Source organism: Pseudomonas putida, from assembly GCF_002741075.1.
Taxonomy (GTDB): domain Bacteria; phylum Pseudomonadota; class Gammaproteobacteria; order Pseudomonadales; family Pseudomonadaceae; genus Aquipseudomonas; species Aquipseudomonas putida_T.
Map to the genome: position 1 here is coordinate 551,624 of NZ_CP016634.1, position 22,471 is coordinate 574,094.

Annotated in this window: 22 protein-coding genes and 1 tRNA gene; 19 read left to right on the forward strand and 4 right to left on the reverse strand. The window is 62.0% G+C overall.

All coding sequences use genetic code 11. From position 1 onward, the window contains the following. Positions 1-40 precede the first annotated feature (40 nt). A complete protein-coding gene (gene rne / locus IEC33019_RS02995; protein WP_070092590.1) occupies positions 41-3,226 on the reverse strand; it encodes a ribonuclease E in 3,186 nt (1,061 codons plus the stop codon). A gap of 909 nt (positions 3,227-4,135) precedes the next feature. On the opposite strand from rne, the gene rluC reads away from it, so the two are divergent. Genes rluC through IEC33019_RS03015 form a run of 3 tightly spaced genes read left to right on the forward strand, consistent with a single transcriptional unit; the run spans position 4,136 to position 6,773 of the window. After that, positions 4,136-5,092 (forward strand): 23S rRNA pseudouridine(955/2504/2580) synthase RluC, encoded by a 957-nt coding sequence (gene rluC / locus IEC33019_RS03005; protein WP_070092589.1) that lies wholly within the window; start codon positions 4,136-4,138, stop codon positions 5,090-5,092. Positions 5,093-5,098: 6 nt separating this feature from the next. Then, positions 5,099-5,788 carry an HAD family hydrolase gene (locus IEC33019_RS03010; protein WP_070092612.1) on the forward strand — a complete coding sequence of 230 codons (690 nt, stop codon included), beginning with the start codon at positions 5,099-5,101 and terminating at the stop codon, positions 5,786-5,788. Beyond that, positions 5,781-6,773, forward strand: a complete 993-nt coding sequence (locus IEC33019_RS03015) for a S49 family peptidase (RefSeq protein WP_070092588.1) — start codon at positions 5,781-5,783, stop codon at positions 6,771-6,773. The genes IEC33019_RS03010 and IEC33019_RS03015 overlap by 8 nt, the downstream gene beginning before the upstream one ends. 106 nt (positions 6,774-6,879) lie before the next feature. Here IEC33019_RS03015 and IEC33019_RS03020 read toward each other — a convergent pair whose 3' ends face one another. Next, a complete protein-coding gene (locus tag IEC33019_RS03020) occupies positions 6,880-7,458 on the reverse strand; it encodes a Maf family protein (RefSeq protein WP_070092587.1) in 579 nt (192 codons plus the stop codon). A 96-nt stretch (positions 7,459-7,554) separates the two neighbouring features. On the opposite strand from IEC33019_RS03020, the gene IEC33019_RS03025 reads away from it, so the two are divergent. The 16 genes from IEC33019_RS03025 to IEC33019_RS03100 all read left to right on the forward strand — a co-directional run bounded on the left by IEC33019_RS03025 (position 7,555) and on the right by IEC33019_RS03100 (position 20,751). Then, positions 7,555-8,082, forward strand: coding sequence for a YceD family protein (locus IEC33019_RS03025; RefSeq protein ID WP_043214407.1), 528 nt, complete (start codon positions 7,555-7,557; stop codon positions 8,080-8,082). A 13-nt stretch (positions 8,083-8,095) separates the two neighbouring features. Beyond that, on the forward strand, positions 8,096-8,278 hold the full coding sequence (gene rpmF, locus IEC33019_RS03030) for a 50S ribosomal protein L32 (protein ID WP_008096416.1): 183 nt from the start codon (positions 8,096-8,098) through the stop codon (positions 8,276-8,278). Positions 8,279-8,281: 3 nt separating this feature from the next. Beyond that, positions 8,282-9,292, forward strand: a complete 1,011-nt coding sequence (plsX, locus tag IEC33019_RS03035; RefSeq protein ID WP_081337452.1) for a phosphate acyltransferase PlsX — start codon at positions 8,282-8,284, stop codon at positions 9,290-9,292. A gap of 124 nt (positions 9,293-9,416) precedes the next feature. Further along, positions 9,417-10,355, forward strand: coding sequence for an ACP S-malonyltransferase (gene fabD, locus IEC33019_RS03040; RefSeq protein ID WP_070092586.1), 939 nt, complete (start codon positions 9,417-9,419; stop codon positions 10,353-10,355). A gap of 16 nt (positions 10,356-10,371) precedes the next feature. Then, positions 10,372-11,112 carry a 3-oxoacyl-ACP reductase FabG gene (gene fabG, locus IEC33019_RS03045; RefSeq protein ID WP_070092585.1) on the forward strand — a complete coding sequence of 247 codons (741 nt, stop codon included), beginning with the start codon at positions 10,372-10,374 and terminating at the stop codon, positions 11,110-11,112. Positions 11,113-11,318: 206 nt separating this feature from the next. Continuing rightward, positions 11,319-11,555: an acyl carrier protein gene (gene acpP, locus IEC33019_RS03050; protein ID WP_070092584.1), complete on the forward strand. Its 237-nt coding sequence runs from the start codon at positions 11,319-11,321 to the stop codon at positions 11,553-11,555. Positions 11,556-11,707: 152 nt separating this feature from the next. Continuing rightward, positions 11,708-12,952 (forward strand): beta-ketoacyl-ACP synthase II, encoded by a 1,245-nt coding sequence (gene fabF / locus IEC33019_RS03055; RefSeq protein WP_070092583.1) that lies wholly within the window; start codon positions 11,708-11,710, stop codon positions 12,950-12,952. After that, positions 12,952-13,773 (forward strand): aminodeoxychorismate lyase, encoded by an 822-nt coding sequence (gene pabC / locus IEC33019_RS03060; protein ID WP_070092582.1) that lies wholly within the window; start codon positions 12,952-12,954, stop codon positions 13,771-13,773. The genes fabF and pabC overlap by 1 nt, the downstream gene beginning before the upstream one ends. A gap of 3 nt (positions 13,774-13,776) precedes the next feature. Then, positions 13,777-14,934 (forward strand): endolytic transglycosylase MltG, encoded by a 1,158-nt coding sequence (mltG, locus tag IEC33019_RS03065; protein ID WP_070092581.1) that lies wholly within the window; start codon positions 13,777-13,779, stop codon positions 14,932-14,934. A 9-nt stretch (positions 14,935-14,943) separates the two neighbouring features. Beyond that, positions 14,944-15,576, forward strand: a complete 633-nt coding sequence (gene tmk / locus IEC33019_RS03070; RefSeq protein ID WP_070092580.1) for a dTMP kinase — start codon at positions 14,944-14,946, stop codon at positions 15,574-15,576. Then, on the forward strand, positions 15,569-16,555 hold the full coding sequence (locus tag IEC33019_RS03075) for a DNA polymerase III subunit delta' (protein WP_099593026.1): 987 nt from the start codon (positions 15,569-15,571) through the stop codon (positions 16,553-16,555). Before tmk ends, IEC33019_RS03075 begins: the two co-directional genes overlap by 8 nt. 33 nt (positions 16,556-16,588) lie before the next feature. Further along, complete coding sequence (locus IEC33019_RS03080) at positions 16,589-17,374, forward strand: TatD family hydrolase (RefSeq protein ID WP_070092578.1); 786 nt, start codon at positions 16,589-16,591, stop codon at positions 17,372-17,374. Between the two features lie 423 nt (positions 17,375-17,797). Continuing rightward, on the forward strand, positions 17,798-18,433 hold the full coding sequence (locus IEC33019_RS03085) for a TetR/AcrR family transcriptional regulator (RefSeq protein ID WP_043215450.1): 636 nt from the start codon (positions 17,798-17,800) through the stop codon (positions 18,431-18,433). 109 nt (positions 18,434-18,542) lie between these two features. Then, positions 18,543-19,511, forward strand: a complete 969-nt coding sequence (locus IEC33019_RS03090) for a GTP 3',8-cyclase MoaA (RefSeq protein ID WP_070092577.1) — start codon at positions 18,543-18,545, stop codon at positions 19,509-19,511. 66 nt (positions 19,512-19,577) lie between these two features. Next, on the forward strand, positions 19,578-20,183 hold the full coding sequence (locus IEC33019_RS03095; RefSeq protein WP_070092576.1) for a DUF4823 domain-containing protein: 606 nt from the start codon (positions 19,578-19,580) through the stop codon (positions 20,181-20,183). A gap of 10 nt (positions 20,184-20,193) precedes the next feature. Then, a complete protein-coding gene (locus tag IEC33019_RS03100; protein ID WP_070092575.1) occupies positions 20,194-20,751 on the forward strand; it encodes a DUF1285 domain-containing protein in 558 nt (185 codons plus the stop codon). Between the two features lie 179 nt (positions 20,752-20,930). On the opposite strand, the gene IEC33019_RS03105 is transcribed toward IEC33019_RS03100, so the two are convergent. Together IEC33019_RS03105 and IEC33019_RS03110 are read right to left on the reverse strand one after the other, a co-directional pair. Next, positions 20,931-21,006, reverse strand: a tRNA-Asn gene (locus IEC33019_RS03105). Between the two features lie 62 nt (positions 21,007-21,068). Beyond that, a complete protein-coding gene (locus IEC33019_RS03110; protein ID WP_070092574.1) occupies positions 21,069-22,265 on the reverse strand; it encodes an amino acid aminotransferase in 1,197 nt (398 codons plus the stop codon). Positions 22,266-22,471: the final 206 nt, after the last annotated feature.

The window sequence follows — 22,471 nt, forward strand, 5'->3', positions numbered from 1 at the left end:
CAGTTCGCACTGGCGGGGCTTTTTCATTCAACCGATGGCATCAACCGTGGTTAGGCTTCTGCTCTTCGGTGGTTTCCAGCGCTTCGATAGCCTGTGACTCGGCGGCAGCCTTGGCAGCGGCCTCGGCTTCACGCTTGCGGCGACGCACTTCACGTGGGTCATTCGGTGCGCGGCCGTTCGGCAGCATGACAGTGGCAGGCTCGACCGGAGCCGTTGCTTGCCCTTGTGCTTCGGTTTCGGCGGCTACCGGAGCAGGCTCTGCCACTTCTGGCTTGGCCTCGACAACCTCGACAGCCTGTTCGGCAACCGGTGCTGGCGCAGCAGCCTGTTCGATGGCAGGGGCTTGCTCGACTTCACCGGATTCCACGACCGCCGCTTCGACGACCGCTTCGGCGGCAGGGGCTTCGACGACGGGTTGTGGGGCCACTTCGACCACAGGTTCGGCACTCGGCTCTACCACTGCGACAGGTTCACTGATCGGCTGCTCGACCGCAGGCGCGATGGCGACTTCTTCGGCCTGGACGGTCTGCTCGACGAACTGCTCGGCAGGCTGGGTCACTTCCTGGGCTTCGGCAACCACGGTGGTGGCCTGTTCGGCCTGTTGGTTGGCCTGGGCTTCGGCTTCGGCACTGATGTTGCTGGAGGCGACGGCGGCAGTGACGGCAAGGCCGGCGGCCAGCTCTGCACCCAGCTCGGTCGCCTGGTGCTGTGCCGGTTGCTCATCGCTTGCGGCTTCGTCTTCGCTGCCTTCGATCAGCTCGCCATCGGCATTGCGTTGACGCTCGCGACGGTTGCTACGACGACGCTGGCCACGGGAACGGCGACGTGGGCGTTCGCCATCGGCGCCGTCCTGTTGCTCATCCTGCAGCAGCTCTTCGTTTGGCAGTTGTTCCTCGGCAGCCTCGGCAACTTCGGCAGCAGGGCGAGGCTGGCGCTCTTCGCGAGGTGGACGAGGCTGACGCTCTTCACGCTCGGCACGTTCTTCACGTGGGGCGCGTTCTTCACGCGGAGCACGCTCTTCGCGTGGGGCGCGTTCTTCACGAGGTGCACGTTCTTCACGAGGCTGACGCTCTTCGCGTGGCTGGCGCTCTTCACGTGGTACGCGTTCTTCGCGGGCTACACGCTCTTCGCGCGGGGCGCGTTCTTCACGTGGTTGACGCTCTTCGCGGGCGACAGGGGTGGCATCCAGAGGCTCGCGCAGTTCGCGCACGCGTTCTTCACGGTTGCCGCGGCGGTCTTCGCGTGGCTGACGTGGCTGGCGCTCTTCACGTGGAGCACGTTCCTCGCGAGGTGCGCGCTCTTCGCGTGGTGCACGCTCTTCACGTGGTTGACGCTCTTCACGCGGGGCGCGCTCGCTGCGCTCTTCACGCGGCTTGCGTTCTTCGTCGCGACGGCCATTGCGGTTGCGGCTCTGTTGGCGACCGTTACGGCGCTCTTCGTTGCGCTGTGGGCGCTCTGCAGCCGGCTTCTCGGTGTTGGCGACCGGGGCGGCTACGGGTTCGTCCTTGCCGGCGAACAGGCTTACCAGCGACTTGACCAGGCCTTTGAACAGGCTTGGCTCCGGCGCGCTCGGCGCTGGTGCGACCGGTGCGGCTGGCGCAGGTTCGGGCGTGCTCGGCACGGGTGCGTTGGCGCGGGCCGGGGCGGTCTTGACCGCGGCTTCCTGGCGAACCAGGGTGCGAGTGGCGGTCGGCTGCGGTGCCTCTTCGGTTTCGGTAGCGGCGATCTCGTAGCTGGACTGGTTGTTCAGCACGTCCGGATTGTCGTCGCGCAGGCGCTGGACTTCGAAGTGCGGGGTTTCCAGGTGATCGTTCGGCAGGATGATGATGCGTGCGCGGGTACGCAGTTCGATCTTGGTGATGGAATTGCGCTTTTCGTTGAGCAGGAAGGCTGCAACCGGGATCGGCACCTGGGCGCGGACCTCGGCGGTACGGTCCTTCAGTGCTTCTTCTTCGATCAGGCGCAGGATGGCCAGGGACAGCGATTCGACGTCACGGATGATGCCGGTGCCGGAGCAGCGCGGGCAGACGATGCCGCTGCTTTCACCCAGGGATGGGCGCAGGCGCTGGCGGGACATTTCAAGCAGGCCGAAGCGCGAGATGCGACCAACCTGGACGCGGGCGCGGTCGGCCTCGAGGCATTCACGCACACGCTCTTCGACGGCGCGCTGGTTCTTGGCCGGGGTCATGTCGATGAAGTCGATGACGATCAAGCCGCCGATGTCGCGCAGGCGCAGCTGGCGGGCGATTTCCTCGGCCGCTTCCAGGTTGGTCTGCAGGGCGGTTTCCTCGATGTCGCTGCCTTTGGTGGCGCGCGCCGAGTTGATGTCGATGGAGACCAGGGCCTCGGTTGGGTCGATAACGATGGAGCCGCCGGACGGCAGGTCGACCACACGCTGGAAGGCGGTCTCGATCTGGCTTTCGATCTGGAAGCGGTTGAACAGCGGGACGCTGTCTTCGTAAAGCTTGACCTTGCTGGCGTACTGCGGCATGACCTGGCGGATGAAGGTCAGGGCTTCTTCCTGGGCGTCGATGCTGTCGATCAGTACTTCGCCGATGTCCTGGCGCAGGTAGTCGCGGATGGCGCGGATGATGACGTTGCTTTCCTGGTAGATCAGGAAAGGTGCGGCGCGATCCTGGGAGGCTTCCTTGATGGCGGTCCACAGCTGCAGGAGGTAGTCGAGGTCCCACTGCATTTCTTCGCTGCTGCGGCCAAGGCCAGCGGTGCGCACGATCAGGCCCATGTCGCCTGGGACGGTCAGGCCGTTGAGGGCTTCGCGCAGCTCATTGCGCTCTTCGCCTTCAATGCGGCGGGAGATGCCACCAGCGCGTGGGTTGTTGGGCATCAGCACCAGGTAGCGACCGGCCAGGCTGATGAAGGTGGTGAGGGCGGCGCCTTTGTTGCCGCGCTCTTCCTTCTCGACCTGGACGATGACCTCTTGGCCTTCGCTCAATACTTCCTTGATGTTGACGCGGCCTTCGGGCGCCTTCTTGAAGTATTCGCGGGAGATTTCCTTGAGCGGCAGGAAGCCGTGACGTTCGGAGCCGAAGTCGACGAAAGCGGCTTCGAGGCTGGGTTCGATCCGGGTGATCCGGCCTTTGTAGATGTTGGCCTTCTTCTGCTCGCGCGCCCCGGATTCGATATCCAGGTCGTAGAGACGTTGGCCATCCACCAGGGCTACACGCAACTCTTCGGGTTGAGTTGCGTTAATCAGCATTCTTTTCATGTTGTACCGTCGGTTTCCGGGCTGCCGGAAACGGCGTTCGGCACACACGACTTCTCATGGTCGGTGCCAAGGTGCGCAAAGGGTGGCGGGCCACCCCCGTGTCCAGCGACATTCGGCACCAGCCGGTTGCCCAGCCTGCCGTGGTCGCGACGACGCGTCCTGTTTTGCGGTGCCTGGTGGCCGGTGTGGTCGAGCCGAGTACTTCACCTCGGCGCCAGGGCTTGCCTCGCTGCATTGCCATTGCTCGGCGTAGCTTGGCTACGACGGAACGTGGCGCCTTGCCTGGCAAACCCGGGCACTCGAAGTTGAATCCTCGAACAACCGTACAGGCCACTTGCACTCAGTCAGGAGGAGGAATCAGCCGTGGGGCCGTGGACACCCTCGGGGGTGTCTGCGAAGCCCGGGTCCGCTCGCCAGGCCAGCCTGGGGCTGGTGGCCGGATGCCGTGCTACACGGTCCGAGGTCTGTGCATCTCCACCCTGCACGTATCCCTGATAGTTCGGGTGCTGCCGCGCGCTGAATCCGCAACGGGTTGCATTTTTCGTCAGTTCCGATTCGGGAACTGGCGCCATTTATGTCCAAGGCAGGTATTTCCGAAGCATTCGCCGGGCGATGCGTGCAAGCGCCAAGGGGGCGGGCAGAGGTACGGCGAAAAGAAGCGGGTAAGCAGGTGAAACACCGCACTTGTCGTTTTTTTTCGGTCTTCTCTACACGGCGCTGGTGGCGATTCCAGGCATTTCGGTAAACTGGCGAAAACCCCGTCGGACGGCCTCGCGTCCTCGAGAATTGCGATGGTCAGGGGCGGGCCTGGAGCCTGCTGCCGCTGGCCTGCCGCTTTTGGCGGCGTTCGCGACTATAGCAGCAATGATTAAGTGCTTCAATTCCATAAAAAATTGTTATGATTCCGCCATGACGACCAATACCCCTCCGACTTCCGGCGTTCAGCTGATCGAAGTCGCGCCGGAGCTTGCCGGCCAACGCATCGACAATTTCCTTATCACGGCCCTCAAGGGCGTGCCCAAGACCTTGGTCTACCGCATCTTGCGTAAAGGCGAGGTGCGGGTCAACAAAGGGCGGATCAAGCCTGAGTACAAGCTGCAGGCCGGAGACATCGTCCGCGTGCCGCCTGTCCGGCTGCCTGAGCGCGACGAGCCGGCGCCGGTCGCCCAAGGCCTTTTGCAGCGCCTGGAAGCGGCCATTGTCTATGAAGACAAGGCGCTGATCGTGCTCAACAAGCCAGCTGGTATCGCGGTACATGGCGGCAGTGGCCTGAGCTTTGGCGTGATCGAGGCGCTGCGCCAACTGCGTCCGGATGCCAAGGAACTGGAGCTGGTGCATCGCCTCGATCGCGACACCTCCGGGCTGCTCATGATCGCCAAGAAGCGCAGCATGCTGCGGCACTTGCACGCCGCGCTGCGGGGTGACGGTGTCGACAAGCGTTACATGGCCTTGGTGCGTGGCCACTGGCCAACGTCCAAGAAACAGGTCAATGCGCCGCTGCAAAAGAGCAATCTGCGCTCCGGCGAGCGCATGGTCGAGGTCGATGAAGAAGGTAAGGGGGCGCTGACGCTGTTCCGCGTCCTGCGTCGCTTCGGCGACTTCGCGACCATGGTCGAGGCGCGTCCGGTGACCGGTCGTACCCACCAGATCCGTGTGCACACCTTGCATGCCGGCCACAGCATTGCCGGGGACAGCAAATATGGCGACGAAGACTTCTCCAAGGAGATTCGCGACCTGGGCGGCAAGCGCCTGTTCCTGCATGCCTATGCCCTAACGGTGCCGCTGCCCGATGGCGGTGAGCTCAAGCTTGAGGCGCCGGTGGATGAAGTGTGGGCCAAGACCGTGGAGCGCTTGAGTGCGACCTGATTGTTCATGAATAAACGCTATGAGTTGTTGATCTTCGATTGGGACGGCACCCTGGCTGACTCGATCGGGCGCATTGTCGAGGCCATGAATGTCGCCGCCGAGCGTGCGGGTGAGGCACCAAGCAGCGACGCTGCGATCAAGGGCATCATCGGCCTGGCGCTGGGGGAGGCGATCTCCACGCTCTATCCTCATCTCGATGCTGTCGAGGTCGAGGTTTTCCGGCAGCACTACGCCGATGTCTACATGGCCCTGGATCAGCAACCCTCGCCGTTGTTCGAGGGCGTGGTCGAGTCGTTGGAGGCTTTTCGCGCCGAGGGCTACCGGCTTGCGGTCGCCACCGGCAAGGCGCGTCGCGGTTTGGATCGGGTGCTCAAGGCCAATGGTTGGGAGCGGTACTTCGACATTACACGTGCCGCCGACGAAGCGCGCGGCAAGCCGCATCCGCTGATGCTTGAGCAGATTCTTGCCCATTGTCGGGTCGAACCCCATCAGGCGTTGATGGTCGGAGACTCTGCGTTCGACTTGCAGATGGCCAGCAATGCCAGGATGCATTCGGTCGCGGTAGGGTATGGCGCCATGTCGCTGCAGGCCTTGAGCGAATTCGGCCCGCAGGTGTGCATCGATCATTTTTCACAGTTGCGCGAATGGCTCGTCCGTTCACGCGCAGTCAATTCCAAGGTAGGTGAGCATGGCTGACGAATGGCGGGCGCCCGAGCCCGAGGGGTCTGAAGATCGCGAAGATCGCAAGAGCTGGAAGCTGCTGGAAAAGACCCTGCTCGCAGGTGTCCAGGAGCAGCGCAGGGCGCGGCGCTGGGGGATCTTCTTCAAGCTGCTGACCTTTGTGTATCTGTTTGGGCTGCTGGTGCTGTTCACGCCCATGATGGACGTGGACAAGGCCGCTTCGCGCAGTGCCAGCCATACGGCGCTGGTGGAGGTGCGCGGCATGATCGCTGACGAAGAGCCGGCGAGTGCCGACAACATCATCAAGAGCCTGCGGGACGCCTTCAAGGATGCCAAGACCAAGGCTGTGATCCTGCGTATCAACAGTCCTGGCGGCAGCCCGGTGCAGTCGGGTTACATCTACGACGAGATCCGTCGCCTGCGCGGCGAATACCCTGCGATCAAGCTCTATGCGGTGATCGCCGATCTGGGGGCGTCCGGGGCTTACTACATCGCCAGTGCGGCTGACGAAATCTATGCCGACAAGGCCAGTCTGGTTGGCTCCATCGGTGTGACCGCTGCAGGTTATGGCTTTGTCGGCGCGATGGAAAAACTGGGTGTGGAGCGGCGGACCTATACCGCTGGCGAGCACAAGGCGTTCCTCGATCCGTTCTCGCCGCAAAAGCCGGAGGAGACCGCCTTTTGGCAGGGGGTGCTCGATACCACGCATCGCCAGTTCATCGCCATGGTCAAACAGGGGCGAGGTGATCGCCTGAAGGACAAGGATCATCCTGAGTTGTTCAGTGGCTTGGTCTGGTCGGGTGAGCAGGCCAAGGCGCTGGGGCTGGTGGATGGGTTGGGCAGTGCCAGCTATGTGGCGCGCGAGATCGTGGGTGAGAAGGAGTTGGTGGACTTCACCGTCCAGGAGTCGCCGTTCGATCGCTTTTCCAAGCGCTTGGGCGCCAGTGTGGCCGAGCATCTGGCCATGTGGATGGGGTTCCAGGGGCCATCGCTGCGCTAAGGGGGGCTGGTGATGCTGTAGCGGGGCGGGCCTGCTCCTTCGCTGACTTCGTCGCTCGCGCATGACGGGTGGCGCGAGGAGGAGTGGGCTTACCCCGCGCCGCGTTTCAGGGAATCTGCACGCCTTCGTTCAAAAGCATGTCCACCAGTCGGATCAAGGGTAGCCCGACCAGGCTGGTCGCGTCGCAGCCGTGGGTGCTCTGGAACAGGCTCACTCCCAGCCCTTCGGCCTTGAAGCTGCCCGCGCAATCCAGAGGTTGTTCCGCTGCGACATAGCGCTCCACGCATTCGCGATCCAGTTCGCGCAGATTCACGGTAAACGGCACGCAATCCACCTGGCATTTGCCTGTGGCGCTGTTGAGTAGTGCCAGGCCGGTCAGGAACGTGACCTGCTGTCCGCTGGCGGCCAGCAGTTGCTCGCAGGCGCGTTCGAAGGTGTGGGGCTTGCCCAGGATCTGCTCGCCGAGTACCGCCACCTGATCCGAACCGATGATCAAGTGGTCGGGATGGCTGTCGGCCAAGGCCTCGGCTTTTTGGCGTGCCAGGCGACGAACCAGGGCGGCAGCCGGTTCTTCATCATGGCGCTGCTCGTCTATATCGGGGCTTGCCCAGCTGAAGGGCAGGCGCAGGCGCTCGAGCAGTTCGCGCCGGTAGGGAGAGCTGGAAGCCAGTAACAGGGGAAGCATGGTAGACTCCTGGGCAGATGAACCAAATTCTAACATGCGAGATGCCGCCGAATTTCCTTTGACAGGGGCGGGGGGCATCCCTAGAATGCTGCGCCTATGTTGAATGACCCGATTCCACCTCACGTTGACCCGCGCAAATTGGCCGATCGTGGCGTAACCATCCAAGGTTCGCTGCAACTCGCTGATTTGGAAAGACTCTGCGACCCGCTGTCCGACGATGTCGGTACGGTGCAGGCGAAGTTCGATTTTGAGCGAGACGAGCAAGGCGCTGTGGTGTTTCACAGCGAACTCGATGTCGAAGTCAAGATGGTTTGCCAGCGTTGTCTTGAGCTGGTCACCCTGCCGATTCACAGCGAATGTACATACGCTGTGGTGAAGGAGGGTGCGAATACCCAGTCGTTGCCGAAAGGCTATGACGTGCTGGAACTGGGCGAAGATCCTTTGGATCTGCAGGCGTTGATCGAGGAGGAGCTATTGCTCGCCTTGCCGATCGTGCCTGCTCATCATCCGGAAGAATGCCAGCAGCCGGCGGGCGCAGATGAGCCCGAATCGAGCAAGGACGAGGTATCGCGGTCCAACCCGTTCAGTGTTTTGGCGCAGTTAAAGCGTGACCCAAACGTTTAGGAGTTAATCAATTATGGCTGTTCAGCAGAACAAAAAATCCCGCTCTGCCCGTGACATGCGCCGTTCCCACGACGCCCTGTCGGAAAACGCGCTGTCCGTAGAGAAGAGCACCGGTGAAGTACACCTGCGCCACCACGTTTCGCCAGAAGGCGTATACCGTGGTCGCAAAGTGATCGACAAGGGCGCTGACGAGTAATCCTTGTCCGCTCAGATCATCGCGATCGACGCAATGGGCGGGGACTTCGGTCCCCGCAGCATTGTTCAGGCAAGTATTGCTTGCCTCTCGGCTACCCCCTCGCTACACCTGACCCTCGTCGGTCAACCCTCCTTCCTTGAAGATCTTGTCAGCGGCCTGCCGGCTGCGGATCGCGCGCGCCTGCAGATTGTGGCGGCAAGCGAAGTGGTGGGTATGGACGAGCGGCCATCCCAGGCGTTGCGGGGTAAGCCCGACTCGTCGATGCGCGTCGCCTTGGAGTTGGTGCGCGACGGCAAGGCGCACGCCTGCGTGAGCGCCGGCAATACCGGTGCGCTGATGGCGCTGTCGCGCTTCGTGCTCAAGACGCTGCCAGGTATCGATCGGCCAGCGATGGTGGCGGCGATTCCCACTCAGGCAGGCTACTGCCAGTTGCTGGATCTCGGGGCCAATGTCGACTGCAGTGCCGAGAACCTCTACCAGTTCGCCGTGATGGGCTCGGTTGCCGCCCAGGCGTTGGGTATCCATCGTCCGCGGGTGGCGCTGCTCAATGTCGGCACAGAGGACATCAAGGGCAATCAGCAGGTCAAGCTGGCGGCGAGCCTTCTGCAGAATGCCCGTGGGCTCAACTATATCGGCTTCGTCGAGGGTGACGGTCTCTACCGTGGTGAGGCCGATGTGGTCGTGTGCGACGGTTTCGTCGGCAATATCCTGCTCAAGTCCAGCGAAGGTCTGGCCACCATGATCGGTGCGCGCATCGAGGCGCTGTTCAAGGGGAGTGTGTTGGCCCGGGCAGCCGGTGCCATGGCCATGCCCTTGCTCAAGCGCCTGCAGGCCGACCTGGCCCCGGCGCGGCACAATGGTGCGAGTTTTCTGGGGTTGCAGGGTATCGTCATCAAGAGTCACGGTTCTGCCGGGGTGCAGGGCTTCCAGAGCGCCATCCAACGGGCGCTGATCGAAATCCAGGAGAACCTGCCGCAACGCCTGCATGGTCGCCTGGAAGATCTCTTGCTTTAATTCCCGCCGTGAAATGGTTAAATGTGACCGCTTGGTCTCTTTTCCCATCCAAGTTTTCAGTTTCTGCGTCCAGCCCTTGGCTCGACGCACCCTATCCGACGACAAGATCATAAGGGCTTGTTCAATGTCTGCATCCCTCGCATTCGTCTTTCCCGGTCAAGGTTCCCAGTCGCTGGGCATGCTCGCCGAACTCGGCGCAGAGAAGCCGGTAATCGTCGAGACCTTCAAGGAAGCTTCCGAGGCTCTGGGCTATGACCTGTGGCAACTGGTCCAGCAAGGTCCGGAAGAGCAACTCAATCAAACCGACAAGACCCAGCCGGCCATCCTCACGGCGTCCATCGCCCTGTGGCGCCTGTGGCTGGAAGAGGGTGGCGCACAGCCGGCCTTCGTTTCCGGCCACAGCCTGGGTGAGTACAGCGCCTTGGTTGCCGCTGGCAGCCTGAGCTTGAAGGACGCCGTTCGCCTGGTCGAGCGTCGTGGCCAGCTCATGCAGGAGGCCGTTCCAGCAGGTCATGGTGCCATGGCCGCGATCCTGGGTCTGGATGATGCCGATGTCGTGGCGATCTGTGCTGAAGCGGCTGAAGATGAAGTGGTCAGTGCGGTCAACTTCAACTCGCCAGGTCAAGTGGTCATCGCCGGCAACAAAGCTGCGGTCGATCGTGCGATCGAGCTGTGCAAGGCCAAGGGCGCCAAGCGCGCGCTGCCGCTGGTGGTCAGCGTGCCGTCGCACTGTGCATTGATGAAGCCTGCCGCCGAGCGCTTCGCCGAAGCGGTCAACGCCATCGAGTGGAAAGCCCCGCAGATTCCGGTCGTGCAGAACGTCACCGCCGCGATCGCCGCCGACCTCACTGCCCTCAAGCACGACCTGCTGGCCCAGCTGTATCAGCCGGTGCGTTGGGTCGAGTGCGTGCAGACCCTGGCCGCTAATGGCGCGATCAACCTGGTCGAGTGTGGCCCCGGCAAGGTCCTGGCTGGCCTGAACAAGCGTTGCGCCGATGGCGTGACCACCTACAACCTCAATACCCCTGACGCCGTCGCCGCCACTCGTGCGGCGCTGGCCTGAAACTGGAGAAGCTTGCATGAGCCTGCAAGGTAAAGTTGCCCTGGTCACCGGCGCCAGCCGCGGTATCGGCCAGGCTATCGCCCTGGAACTGGGCCGCCAGGGCGCGACCGTGATCGGCACCGCTACCTCGGCCTCGGGTGCCGAGCGCATCGCTGCGACCCTGAAGGAGCACGGCATCACCGGCACCGGCATGGAACTGAACGTGACCAGCGACGAGTCGGTCAGTGCCGTGCTCGCGGCGATCGGTGAGCAGTTCGGCGCACCGGCCATCTTGGTCAACAACGCCGGTATCACCCGTGACAACCTGATGCTGCGCATGAAGGACGATGAGTGGTTCGACGTGGTCGATACCAACCTCAACAGCCTCTACCGTCTGTCCAAGGGCGTACTGCGCGGCATGACCAAGGCTCGCTGGGGTCGTATCATCAGCATCGGCTCGGTCGTTGGCGCCATGGGTAACGTCGGTCAGGTCAACTACGCTGCCGCCAAGGCGGGTCTGGAAGGCTTCAGTCGTGCTCTGGCGCGTGAAGTGGGCTCGCGTAACATCACCGTCAACTCGGTGACTCCGGGCTTCATCGATACCGATATGACCCGTGAGCTTCCAGAAGCACAGCGCGAAGCCCTGCAGTCGCAGATTCCGCTGGGCCGCCTGGGTCATGCCGAAGAGATTGCCAAGGTGGTTTCCTTCCTGGCATCCGATGGCGCGGCCTACGTGACTGGTGCCACCGTGCCGGTCAACGGCGGCATGTACATGTAAAAACCTGCAGCACCAATGTGACGGATTGCTTCAAAAAAGTGTCATACACGGAGCCTAAAATCCGTTATAAAGCTGCAACCAGATTCCAGGCAGAGGGTCAGGTGACTTCGAGATCGGCGCGTTCCGCTTGAAAAGCAGGCGTCTTTCTATAAACTTGGTCACCGGCCAGCTGCCTGACATATGTCCATTAGGAGTGAAAACTAGGTATGAGCACCATCGAAGAACGCGTCAAGAAAATCGTCGCCGAGCAACTGGGCGTCAAGGAAGATGAAGTGACTGCTGAGAAGTCCTTCGTCGATGACCTGGGTGCCGATTCGCTTGACACCGTTGAGCTGGTGATGGCTCTGGAAGAGGAATTCGAGACCGAAATCCCTGACGAAGAAGCCGAGAAGATCACTACCGTTCAAGCTGCTATCGACTACGTCAAAAACCACCAGGTCTAAGACGCAGTAGTCGACGCTTCTTGTCGGGAAAAACCGCACTGCCTTTGCCGGCGTGCGGTTTTTTCTTTGCGAGCACCGAGAGCCTGTTGCCATTTCATTCCATTGCCTGAATGCAATGGCAAGAGACTCTGTTATTAGAAGAGGAGAGTACTGTGTCGCGTAGACGCGTCGTGGTCACCGGTATGGGTATGCTTTCGCCGCTGGGTACCGATGTACCGAGTACCTGGCAGGGCATTCTGGCTGGCCGCAGTGGCATTGGGCCGATCGAACACACGGACCTGTCTGCCTATACCACCCGTTTTGGCGGCTCGGTGAAGGGCTTCGAGGTTGAGCAGTACCTGTCGGCCAAGGAAGCTCGCAAGCTCGATCTGTTCATCCAATACGGCCTGGCGGCCGGTTTCCAGGCGGTGCGCAATGCCGGCCTGGAGGTCACCGACGCCAATCGTGAGCGCATCGGCGTGGCCATGGGCTCGGGCATCGGTGGTCTGACCAACATCGAAGAAACCAGCCGGACCCTGCACGATCAGGGGCCGCGACGGATTTCGCCGTTCTTCGTGCCGGGGTCGATCATCAACATGATTTCTGGTTTCCTGTCGATCCATCTGGGGCTGCAGGGGCCGAACTACGCCATCGCCACCGCCTGCACCACCGGTACCCACTGCATCGGTATGGCCGCGCGCAACATCGCCTATGGTGAAGCCGACGTGATGATCGCCGGTGGTGCCGAAATGGCTGCCTGCGGTCTGGGCATGGGCGGCTTCGGTGCTTCTCGTGCGCTGTCGACACGCAATGATGAGCCGACCCGTGCCAGCCGTCCATGGGACAAAGGCCGTGATGGCTTCGTGCTCTCCGATGGTGCTGGTGCACTGGTCCTCGAGGAGCTTGAGCACGCCAAGGCCCGGGGCGCGACCATCTATGCCGAGTTGGTTGGCTTTGGCATGAGTGGCGATGCCTATCACATGACCTCGCCGCCCGATACGGGTGATGGCGCTGCGCGCTGCATGGCCAATGCCCTGCGTGATGCGGGTGTCCAGCCGGAAGAGGTCAGCTACATCAATGCCCACGGTACCTCGACCCCTGCGGGCGACATTGCCGAAGTGGCTGCGATCAAGCGGGTATTCGGCGAGCATGCCTACAAGCTGGCCGTGAGTTCGACCAAGTCGATGACCGGTCACCTGCTGGGCGCTGCCGGTGCGGTAGAAGCGATCTTCAGCGTGCTGGCGATCAACAGCCAGATGGCGCCGCCAACCATCAACCTGGACGAGCCGGACGAAGGCTGTGACCTGGACTTCGTGCCTCACGAAGCCCGTAGCATGCCCATCGACGTGGTGCTGTCCAACTCCTTCGGCTTTGGCGGGACCAACGGTTCGCTGGTGTTCCGCCGGTTCGTCGGCTGATGCATAGCTGGGTCGACGGCCAGTGCGCGACTGCACTCAACCTGCAGAACCGCGGCCTGGCCTACGGCGATGGTCTGTTCGAGACCATCGCCGTGCGTGCCGGCAGGCCTAGCCTGCTCACGCTGCACCTCGATCGCCTGGCGCTGGGTTGCCAGCGGCTGGCGATCGAGGCCGACCTGCCACTGATTCGCGACGAAATCATCGCCTACGCCAGCCAACTCGGTGAAGGCGTGGCCAAGCTCATTCTCACCCGTGGCGACAGCCTGCGCGGCTACGCACCTGCCGTAGGTGCCGCGCCTCGTCGTATCCTCCAGGGCAACCCGCTGCCTGCCTATCCTCACGAAAACGCCGAGCACGGCGTACGACTGTTCGACTGCCAAACTCGCCTGGCGGAACAACCGCTGCTGGCTGGCCTCAAACACCTGAACCGCCTGGAGCAGGTAATGGCCCGTGCGGAGTGGCAAGGCGCCGATCATGCCGAAGGGCTGATGCGCGACATGCGCGGGCGATTGATAGAGGGTGTGTACAGCAACCTGTTCCTAGTGTGCGACGGCGTACTGCTGACGGCGGACCTGAGCCGCTGCGGCGTGGCGGGCGTGATGCGGGCGGCATTACTGGAGCAGGCTGCCGCGAGCGGTATCCCGACTCAGGTGCGCGACCTTGAGCAGGCGCAGCTGGAGCAGGCCGACGAAGTGTTCCTATGCAATAGTGTGTATGGCGTCTGGCCGGTGCGCGAGTTCGCTGCGCTCAAGCTTGACTGGTCGCCAGGCCCGCTCACCCGTAAACTGCAGGCCGTTGCCCGTACGTTACTGGAAACCTGATTCGTGAGACGTAAATTCCTGCTGCTGCTGGAAATGGGGTTGATCCTGGCTGGCCTGGCCGTGGGCTGGTCGGCCTGGAAGGTCAACTCGGTCCTGGAGCAGCCTCTGCACGTGACGCAGGAGCAACTGCTCGACGTGCCCAGTGGCACTACCCCCAATCGTATGTTCTATCGCATGCAGAGCGATGGGCTGCTCGATGATGCTGTCTGGCTGCGCCTGTACTGGCGTTTCAATATGGCTGGAACCCCGCTGCACACCGGCGAGTACCGCCTCACCCCGGGCATGACCGTGGCCGAACTATTCGAAGCCTGGCGTCGTGCCGACGTGGTGCAGTACAACCTGACCCTGGTCGAGGGCTGGACTTTCCGCCAGGTGCGCGCCGCAGTGGCCAAGCACGAGAAGATCAAGCATACCCTCGATGGCCTGTCCGACGCCGAGGTGATGGACAAACTGGGGCATACCGGCGTGTTTCCTGAAGGGCGCTTCTTCCCTGACACCTATCGTTTCGTAAGGGGCATGAGCGATGTCGAACTGCTGCAGCAAGCCTATATGCGCCTGGAAGAGGTCCTGGCCAAAGAGTGGGCCGAGCGGGTCACCGACCTGCCGTACCGTGACCCGTACCAGGCGCTGATCATGGCGTCTCTGGTGGAGAAGGAAACCGGTATTCCCCAGGAGCGTGGGCAGATCGCCGGCGTGTTCGTGCGTCGCCTGCGTCTAGGCATGATGCTTCAGACCGACCCGACCGTGATCTACGGCATGGGCGAGCGCTATAACGGCAAGATCACCCGCGCCGATCTGCGCGAGCCGACGCCCTACAACACTTACACGATGACCGGCTTGCCGCCGACGCCGATCGCCATGGTCGGTCGCGAGGCGATCCATGCCGCGCTGAACCCATCCGATGGCTCCAGTCTGTATTTCGTCGCCCGCGGCGATGGCAGCCATGTGTTCTCGGATGACCTGGACGATCACAACAGCGCAGTACGTGAATTCCAGCTCAAACGCCGCTCCGACTACCGCTCCAGCCCCGCGTCGCAGACGCAGCCGGATGCGAGCGAGCAGGCGCCCGTCGAGCCGGGCGTTAGCCCGACCCCCGAGGGCGATGCACCTGCCAGCGAACCTGCGCCGAGCGATGCGCCGGCACCTGATGAACAACAGTAAGGACTGCCTGTGAGCGGCTTGTTTATTACCCTGGAAGGCCCCGAAGGCGCGGGCAAGAGCACCAATCGCGAGTACCTGGCCGAGCGCTTGCGCGAGCAGGGGCTGGACGTGGTCATGACCCGTGAACCCGGCGGTACGCCGCTGGCCGAGCGGATCCGTGAGCTGTTGCTGGCGCCCAGTGACGAGACCATGGCGGTCGATACCGAGCTGCTGCTGATGTTCGCCGCCCGTGCCCAGCACTTGGCACAGGTCATTCTCCCCGCGTTGGACCGTGGTGCGGTGGTGCTCTGCGATCGCTTCACCGATGCCACTTATGCTTATCAAGGCGGTGGTCGCGGGCTGCCCCAGGCGCGTATCGCCACCCTGGAAACCTTCGTTCAAGGCTCGCTGCGTCCCGACCTGACTCTGGTGTTCGACCTGCCGGTCGAGGTCGGCCTGGCCCGCGCTGCTGCCCGTGGTCGCCTGGACCGCTTCGAGCAGGAAGGCCAGGCCTTCTTCGAGGCTGTGCGCCAGGCGTACCTGCAGCGTGCCCAAGGCGATCCGCAGCGCTACAGCGTCCTGGATGCCGCCCAGCCGCTGGAGGCGGTGCAGCGTGCCATCGATGCGCTGCTGCCGGGCATTCTGGAGCGGTGCCGTGGCTGAGGCCTATCCCTGGCAGAAGGTCCTTTGGCAACAGTTGGCCGGACGTGCCCAGCATGCCCACGCCTACCTGCTGCACGGGCCGCAGGGCATCGGTAAGCGCGCGCTGGCCGAGCGCCTGATGGCGCGTCTGCTGTGCCAGCAGCCCCAGGGGCTGGATGCGTGTGGCCAGTGCAAGGCGTGCCTGCTGCTCAAGGCGGGGAGTCATCCGGACAATTTCGTGCTCGAACCTGAGGAGGCCGACAAGCCGATCAAGATCGACCAGGTACGTGAATTGGTGTCCTTCGTGGTGCAGACCGCCCAGCAGGCCGGGCGCAAGGTGGTGCTGATCGAACCGGTCGAAGCGATGAACATCAATGCGTCCAACGCTTTGCTCAAGAGCTTGGAAGAGCCGTCCGGCGACACTGTGTTGCTGCTGGTCAGTCATCAGCCGAGCCGCTTGCTGCCGACCATCAAGAGCCGCTGTCAGCAGGTTGCCTGTCCGCAACCGAGTCTGGCCCAGAGCCAGGCTTGGCTGGCCGGTGCCTTGCCCGAGAGCAGCGCCGAGGAGCGTGATGAGCTGCTGACCCTCGCCGCCGGTTCGCCGCTGATGGCTGTCAGCCTGCAGGGCCAGGGCGTGCGCGAACAGCGTGCGCTGGTCACCGAGGGGGTGAAGAAGCTGCTCAAGCAGCAGCAATCGCCCAGTCAACTCGCCGAGGCTTGGAACAACGTACCCTTGCTTTTGTTGTTCGATTGGTTCTGCGACTGGTCGCACCTGATCCTGCGCTATCAATTGACCCAGGACGAAGAGGGGCTAGGCTTGGCCGATATGCGCAAGGTGGTTCAGTACCTGGCGCAGAAGAGCCGCCAGGGCAGGGTGCTGGAGGTCCAGGCATGGATTCTCGAGCAACGCCAGAAAGTCCTGGCCAAGGCCAATCTCAATCGTGTCTTGCTACTGGAAGCCTTGCTGGCCCATTGGGTCCAATTGCCAGGCGCCCGCTGACTTCTTTCGTTTTCTCATGTGTGCCGTGATTCCATGCTCGTAGATTCCCATTGCCACCTCGATCGTCTGGACCTCAGCGCCCACCAGGGCTCCCTCGATGCTGCGCTGCAGGCGGCCCGCGAGCGGGGTGTCGGGCATTTTCTGTGTATTGGCGTGAGTGCCGAGAATGCTGGTGCCGTCAAGGCATTGAGCGAGCAGTATGCCGATGTGGATTGCTCAGTAGGGGTGCACCCGCTGGACCTGGCTCCTGGAGAAACGCCGGCGCTGGAGTGGCTGCTGCGTGAGCTGACCCATCCCCATGTCATCGCTATTGGCGAAACCGGTCTGGACTACCACTACGAGCCAGAGGCGGCAGCGCTGCAGCAGGCGTCCTTCCGTCTGCACCTGGAGGCATCTCGCCAAACGGGCAAGCCGGTGATCGTCCATACCCGTGCGGCGCGGACCGACACCCTGGCATTGCTGCGCGAGGCCAATTTGCCTCAGGCCGGTGTGCTGCACTGCTTCACCGAAGACTGGGACATGGCCCGACAGGCTCTGGACCTGGGCTATTACATCTCCTTGTCAGGCATCGTCACCTTCCGCAATGCGGACGCCCTGCGCGACGTCGCCCGCCAGGTCCCCGCCGACCGCCTGTTGGTGGAGACCGACTCGCCCTACCTGGCGCCGATTCCGTACCGGGGCAAGCCGAACCTGCCGCAATATGTGCGTGAAGTGGCCGAGTACGTGGCGTCGCTGCGAGGCGTCAGCTATGGCCAGCTGGCCGAGCAGACCACGGCCAACTTCAAGCGGCTGTTCCCCCTGGCGCGGGTGGCTGGCTGATCGTTTTGCTTTGACCCTCGAGGTCCCGGTCACTTGCGCCTGGAAGGGGGCGCTCCTGCGTGGGCGCCGGGCAAAAAAAACCCGGGTTCTGGGGGGGGAATCCGGGTTAAGACCATTAGGAGTAAAACAAAGGTACCGCGGTCCCTGGGCACCTTTATTGACGCGCCACTTGGGGGGATGCGCCGCGCCAACACTCCAAGTATTGGTCAGGTTTGGCACAGTGCCAGCGACAATTGGTCGTTTTTTAAACAGATTTGGAATACGCCTTGGAACCATTGGGCCATCCCTGTATGGCCGAGCGTATTTCCTGGGGTCGCGAGGGCGCCGTTGCACGTATCGTGATACATAGATGCTTGGATGATCCGTGCAATTTCCCGCAAGTTAGGCATAATAAACCGCTTCGATTGTCATCCAGTCCTTCCTATGCAGAAAGAACCTCGTAAGGTCCGTGAGTTTCGCCGCCGCGAACAAGAGATCCTCGATACCGCGCTCAAGCTGTTTCTCGAACAAGGGGAAGACAGTGTCACCGTCGAGATGATCGCCGACGCCGTGGGCATCGGCAAAGGCACGATCTACAAGCACTTCAAGTCCAAGGCGGAGATTTACCTGCGTCTGATGCTCGACTATGAGCGCGACTTGAACGCGCTATTGCATTCGGACGACGTCGACCGTGACAAGGAAGCCCTGTCGCGTGCCTACTTCGAGTTCCGTATGCGCGATCCGCAGCGCTACCGGTTGTTCGACCGCCTTGAAGAGAAAGTGGTCAAGGGCAACCAGGTGCCGGAGATGGTCGACGAACTGCACCGCATCCGTGCCTCAAACTTCGATCGCCTCACCCTGTTGATCAAGGGGCGCATCAGCGAGGGCAAGCTCGAGGACGTGCCGCCGTACTTCCACTATTGTGCCGCTTGGGCGCTTGTACACGGCGCCGTCGCGCTGTATCACTCGCCGTTTTGGAGCAATGTGCTGGAGGATCAGGAAGGCTTCTTCCAGTTCCTGATGGATATTGGCGTACGCATGGGCAATAAGCGTAAACGCGACCCAGAAATCGCGAACTGAAGGTCTCTCCGGGCTTTGCCCGGTACCGTCCGGCATTGAGGCTTGCAAAAACCTGATTTTTGAGTCAGGTTTTGCGGGCCCGATTTTTCCATGCCGGAGTCATTCATTCATGATCGTCGATCGTCAAGGCAGGCGTTTTCGCAACCTGCGTGTCAGCTTGACGGCTGCCTGCAACTACGCCTGTACCTACTGCGTGCCTGATGGTAAGCGCCTGGTGGCGGCACAAGATGAACTCCCGGCTGAAACCCTGGCCCGCGGCGTGGCCTATCTGGTCGAGGCGGCAGGCATCGAGCGGCTGCGCATCACCGGGGGCGAACCATTGGTCAGTCCTCGGTTGGAGGGCTTTCTAAAGTCGGTGGCCAAGTTGGGGTTGGTCGATATCGGCCTGACCACCAACGGACAGTTGCTGTCGCGCAAGCTGCCGCTGCTGCGGGCTGCTGGTATTCGCCGACTGAATGTTTCCCTCGATACCCTCGATCCTCAGGCTTTTCGTCGAATCGCCCGCGGGGGTGACCTGCAGAGCGTGTTGACCGGCATGGAGCAAGCCAGTAACGCGGGCATGAGCATCAAAGTGAACATGGTGCCGATGCGGGGGCAGAACCTCGATCAGGTGCTGCCGCTGCTCGACTATTGCCTGGAGCGTGGTTACGAGCTGCGTTTCATCGAGCTCATGCGCATGGGGCATCTGGCCCGCGATCAAAACGCGTTTTTGCAGCAATTCGTGAGCCTGGAGCAACTGCTCGGGTTGATCGGCCAGGCCCATGCCTATCAGCAGGCCAGTGCGCCAATCGATGCCACGGCGCTGCGCTATCGCATTGCGGGTAAAGGGCATTTCGGCGTGATCGCCAATGAGAGCGTGCCATTCTGCCGAACCTGCTCACGCCTGCGGCTTTCTTCCACCGGCTGGCTGCATGGCTGCCTATCGTCGGGTAATCGGCACTTTGTCGGCGATCTGCTCGACAAGCCACGTCATCAGGCGCTCCCCAGCCTGCAGCGGCTATTGGTCAAGGCCTTGGCCGACAAGCAGGACCTGGCGTTTTCCGGTGGTGCGACGATCATGAAAGTGATCGGTGGCTGATTCTGGCGCAAAAGCTGCATCTGGCGGCTATTCGCCGGTTTTTCGTCGCCGGTTTCTGGAGGAATGATGCGTAGCCTGGTCTTGTCGCTCGCCCTGATGGCGTTGGGCGGCTGCATGAATGTCAGTGATATGGGAGAGGGCGTTCGCTACCACATGAGCGATGCTGGGCTACTGGACCACAGCGAGACCCGGCGTAGCTTGTCAGTGCGTTTGCAGCCTGACTCGTTCATCTTCATCGGCCAGGGCCACTTCGTACCGCCGGCCAAAGGTCCGCTCCCGCGCCAGAACGCAGTCGCCGAGGAGGCGTACAAGAACTTTGTCGAGTACTTCCCGCTGGTACGCCGTGCGCAAGGGCCTCTGGGGCTGGAAGAGGCGATTGCCGAGGCGCGTTCGGTCGGCGCTGACTACGTCCTGTACACCCGCTTCGCCCGTACCGATGACCGCATCGGCAATGGGAATGAATGGTATGACGAACAGGCCGTGGATCGCTTGGGCGTCGATACCGGAGTGGTTCAGATGATGCTGATCGAAACCAACACGCGCTACCTGATCGACACTGTGCGGATCAAGAGCCGTGGCGGTTTGTTGACGTTCCACGACAAGGCGCCGGAAGATTTGCTTGGTCCACCCATGCGCGATTACGCTCGTAGTCTCGTGGGTATGAGTCGTTGAGGGCAGGGGCATGACAGGTAGCGGCAAGGCCAACGATCTTCTGGCGCAGATCCCCAAGGAGAAGGGCCTGCCTCCGGTGCACTTGTGGAATCCTGACTTCTGCGGTGACATCGACATGCGCATCGCCCGGGATGGCACTTGGTACTACCTGGGTACCCCTATTGGGCGCAAGCCGATGGTGCGGTTGTTTTCCACCATCATTCGCCGCGATGGCGATGACTATTTCCTGGTTACCCCGGTGGAGAAGGTTGGTATTCGCGTCGATGACGCACCGTTCGTCGCAGTCGCGCTGGACGTGGAAGGCAGTGGCGAGCACCAGGTGCTGCGCTTTACCAGCAATGTCGATGACCAAGTCGCTGCGGGCCAGGATCATCCCCTTCGCGTCGAAATCGATCCGCGGACCCAGGAGCCTTCGCCGTATATCCTCATGCGCAGCAACCTCGAGGCGTTGATTCACCGCAACGTGTTCTACCAATTGGTCGAGTTGGCGGTGCCGCGCGAAATCAATGGGCAAACATGGCTGGGTGTTTGGAGTGGCGGCGAGTTCTACCCGATCGGTCGGCCATGAGCCGCTAAAGGGTGCAATGAACCGCTCAGCGGCCCCTGAACCGGCCCCGATTGGCCTCAACCTGCTGGTATGGAGCCTGGTCGATCAAAGGAAGCCTGTCACTGAACCGCTGAAATAAAACGCAACGCCAGATACTGAAAAACCTCCAGTGCTTGCGCATCTGGAGGTTTTTCAGTATCTGGCTCCGCGACCTGGACTCGAACCAGGGACCCAATGATTAACAGTCATTTGCTCTACCGACTGAGCTATCGCGGAATCTGCGCGTATCTTACTGATCGCCAAGGGGAAGTCAAGCTTCCCCCTGGGCAATCAATAGGTTACAGCACTTCGACGATGGCCTTGGTGACCACGTGGATGTTGCTCTGGTTCAGCGCGGCAACGGCGATACGGCCGGTGTCCAGGGCATAGATACCGAAGTCGTTCTTCAGGCGCGCGACTTGATCAACGGTCAGGCCCGAATAAGAGAACATGCCTACTTGGCGACCGACGAAGCTGAAGTCGCGCTTGGCGCCATATTGGGCCAGCAGCTCGACCATCTGCTTGCGCATGCCGTGGATGCGCTCGCGCATTTCGCCCAGCTCCGCTTCCCACATCTGACGCAGTTCGGCGCTGTTGAGCACGGTGGCGACGATGGTGGCGCCATGAGTCGGTGGGTTGGAGTAGGTGGTGCGGATCACACGCTTGACCTGCGACAGCACGCGGGTGCTTTCGTCCTTCGAGGCGGTGACGATCGACAGCGCGCCAACGCGCTCGCCGTACAGCGAGAACGACTTGGAGAACGAGCTGGAAACGAAGAACTCCATGCCCGACTCGGCGAACAGGCGCACGGCGAAGGCGTCTTCGGCGATGCCGTCACCAAAGCCCTGGTAGGCCATGTCAAGGAATGGCACATGGCCCTTGGCCTTGACCACGTCCAGAACGTTTTTCCAATCGTCCAGGGTCAGATCGACGCCGGTCGGGTTATGGCAGCAAGCGTGCAGCACGACGATCGAGCCGGAAGGCAGGTTGTTCAAGTCCTCGAGCATGCCGGCGCGGTTGACGTCATTGCTCGGCGCGTCGTAGTAGCGGTAGTTCTGTACCGGGAAGCCAGCGCTTTCGAACAGGGCGCGGTGGTTTTCCCAGCTCGGATCGCTGATGGCCACTACGGCGTTAGGTGAAATACGCTTGAGGAAGTCGGCGCCGATTTTCAGAGCACCGGTACCGCCAACGGCCTGTACGGTGACCACGCGGCCAGCGGCCAGCAGGGGTGACTCGGTGCCGAACAGCAGCTTCTGCACGGCCTGGTCGTAGGTGGCGATACCATCGATCGGCAGGTAGCCGCGCGAGGCATGCTGGGCAGCACGCTGGGTTTCGGCTTCGATCACGGCGCGCAGCAGCGGAATGCGGCCTTCCTCATTGCAGTACACACCTACACCCAGGTTGACCTTGTCGGTACGTGGGTCGGCGTTGAATGCTTCGTTGAGGCCCAGGATGGGGTCGCGGGGTGCCAGCTCGACAGCGGAAAACAGGCTCATTGTTACCTTGGCTCTGATTGGAGAGTGATAGGACGCGCACACTCCGGCCGAGTGCACAGAAGTGGTGCGCAAACGGGGAGTCAGTATAGTGATACCGATCGGTCACGGCGACAGTCTGGCGCACGTTTTGCGGGCTTTTGTGCGAATATTTTTCGACCATTGGTCGAATTGCCCGGTCCACTGTAATGCGCGTTCACACCTGGGCC

What these genes read in the sequence shown, in the direction of transcription:
- IEC33019_RS03010 (WP_070092612.1), top strand. Translation starts at nt 5,099, where the DNA reads ATGAATAAACGCTATGAGTTGTTGATCTTCGATTGGGACGGCACCCTG.
- IEC33019_RS03090 (WP_070092577.1), top strand. Translation starts at nt 18,543, where the DNA reads ATGATCGTCGATCGTCAAGGCAGGCGTTTTCGCAACCTGCGTGTCAGC.
- acpP (WP_070092584.1), top strand. Translation starts at nt 11,319, where the DNA reads ATGAGCACCATCGAAGAACGCGTCAAGAAAATCGTCGCCGAGCAACTG.
- IEC33019_RS03015 (WP_070092588.1), top strand. Translation starts at nt 5,781, where the DNA reads ATGGCTGACGAATGGCGGGCGCCCGAGCCCGAGGGGTCTGAAGATCGC.
- IEC33019_RS03095 (WP_070092576.1), top strand. Translation starts at nt 19,578, where the DNA reads ATGCGTAGCCTGGTCTTGTCGCTCGCCCTGATGGCGTTGGGCGGCTGC.
- pabC (WP_070092582.1), top strand. Translation starts at nt 12,952, where the DNA reads ATGCATAGCTGGGTCGACGGCCAGTGCGCGACTGCACTCAACCTGCAG.
- IEC33019_RS03100 (WP_070092575.1), top strand. Translation starts at nt 20,194, where the DNA reads ATGACAGGTAGCGGCAAGGCCAACGATCTTCTGGCGCAGATCCCCAAG.
- IEC33019_RS03085 (WP_043215450.1), top strand. Translation starts at nt 17,798, where the DNA reads ATGCAGAAAGAACCTCGTAAGGTCCGTGAGTTTCGCCGCCGCGAACAA.
- IEC33019_RS03080 (WP_070092578.1), top strand. Translation starts at nt 16,589, where the DNA reads ATGCTCGTAGATTCCCATTGCCACCTCGATCGTCTGGACCTCAGCGCC.
- IEC33019_RS03025 (WP_043214407.1), top strand. Translation starts at nt 7,555, where the DNA reads ATGTTGAATGACCCGATTCCACCTCACGTTGACCCGCGCAAATTGGCC.
- rluC (WP_070092589.1), top strand. Translation starts at nt 4,136, where the DNA reads ATGACGACCAATACCCCTCCGACTTCCGGCGTTCAGCTGATCGAAGTC.
- rpmF (WP_008096416.1), top strand. Translation starts at nt 8,096, where the DNA reads ATGGCTGTTCAGCAGAACAAAAAATCCCGCTCTGCCCGTGACATGCGC.
- fabG (WP_070092585.1), top strand. Translation starts at nt 10,372, where the DNA reads ATGAGCCTGCAAGGTAAAGTTGCCCTGGTCACCGGCGCCAGCCGCGGT.
- fabD (WP_070092586.1), top strand. Translation starts at nt 9,417, where the DNA reads ATGTCTGCATCCCTCGCATTCGTCTTTCCCGGTCAAGGTTCCCAGTCG.
- rne (WP_070092590.1), bottom strand. Translation starts at nt 3,226, where the DNA reads ATGAAAAGAATGCTGATTAACGCAACTCAACCCGAAGAGTTGCGTGTA.
- IEC33019_RS03110 (WP_070092574.1), bottom strand. Translation starts at nt 22,265, where the DNA reads ATGAGCCTGTTTTCCGCTGTCGAGCTGGCACCCCGCGACCCCATCCTG.
- IEC33019_RS03020 (WP_070092587.1), bottom strand. Translation starts at nt 7,458, where the DNA reads ATGCTTCCCCTGTTACTGGCTTCCAGCTCTCCCTACCGGCGCGAACTG.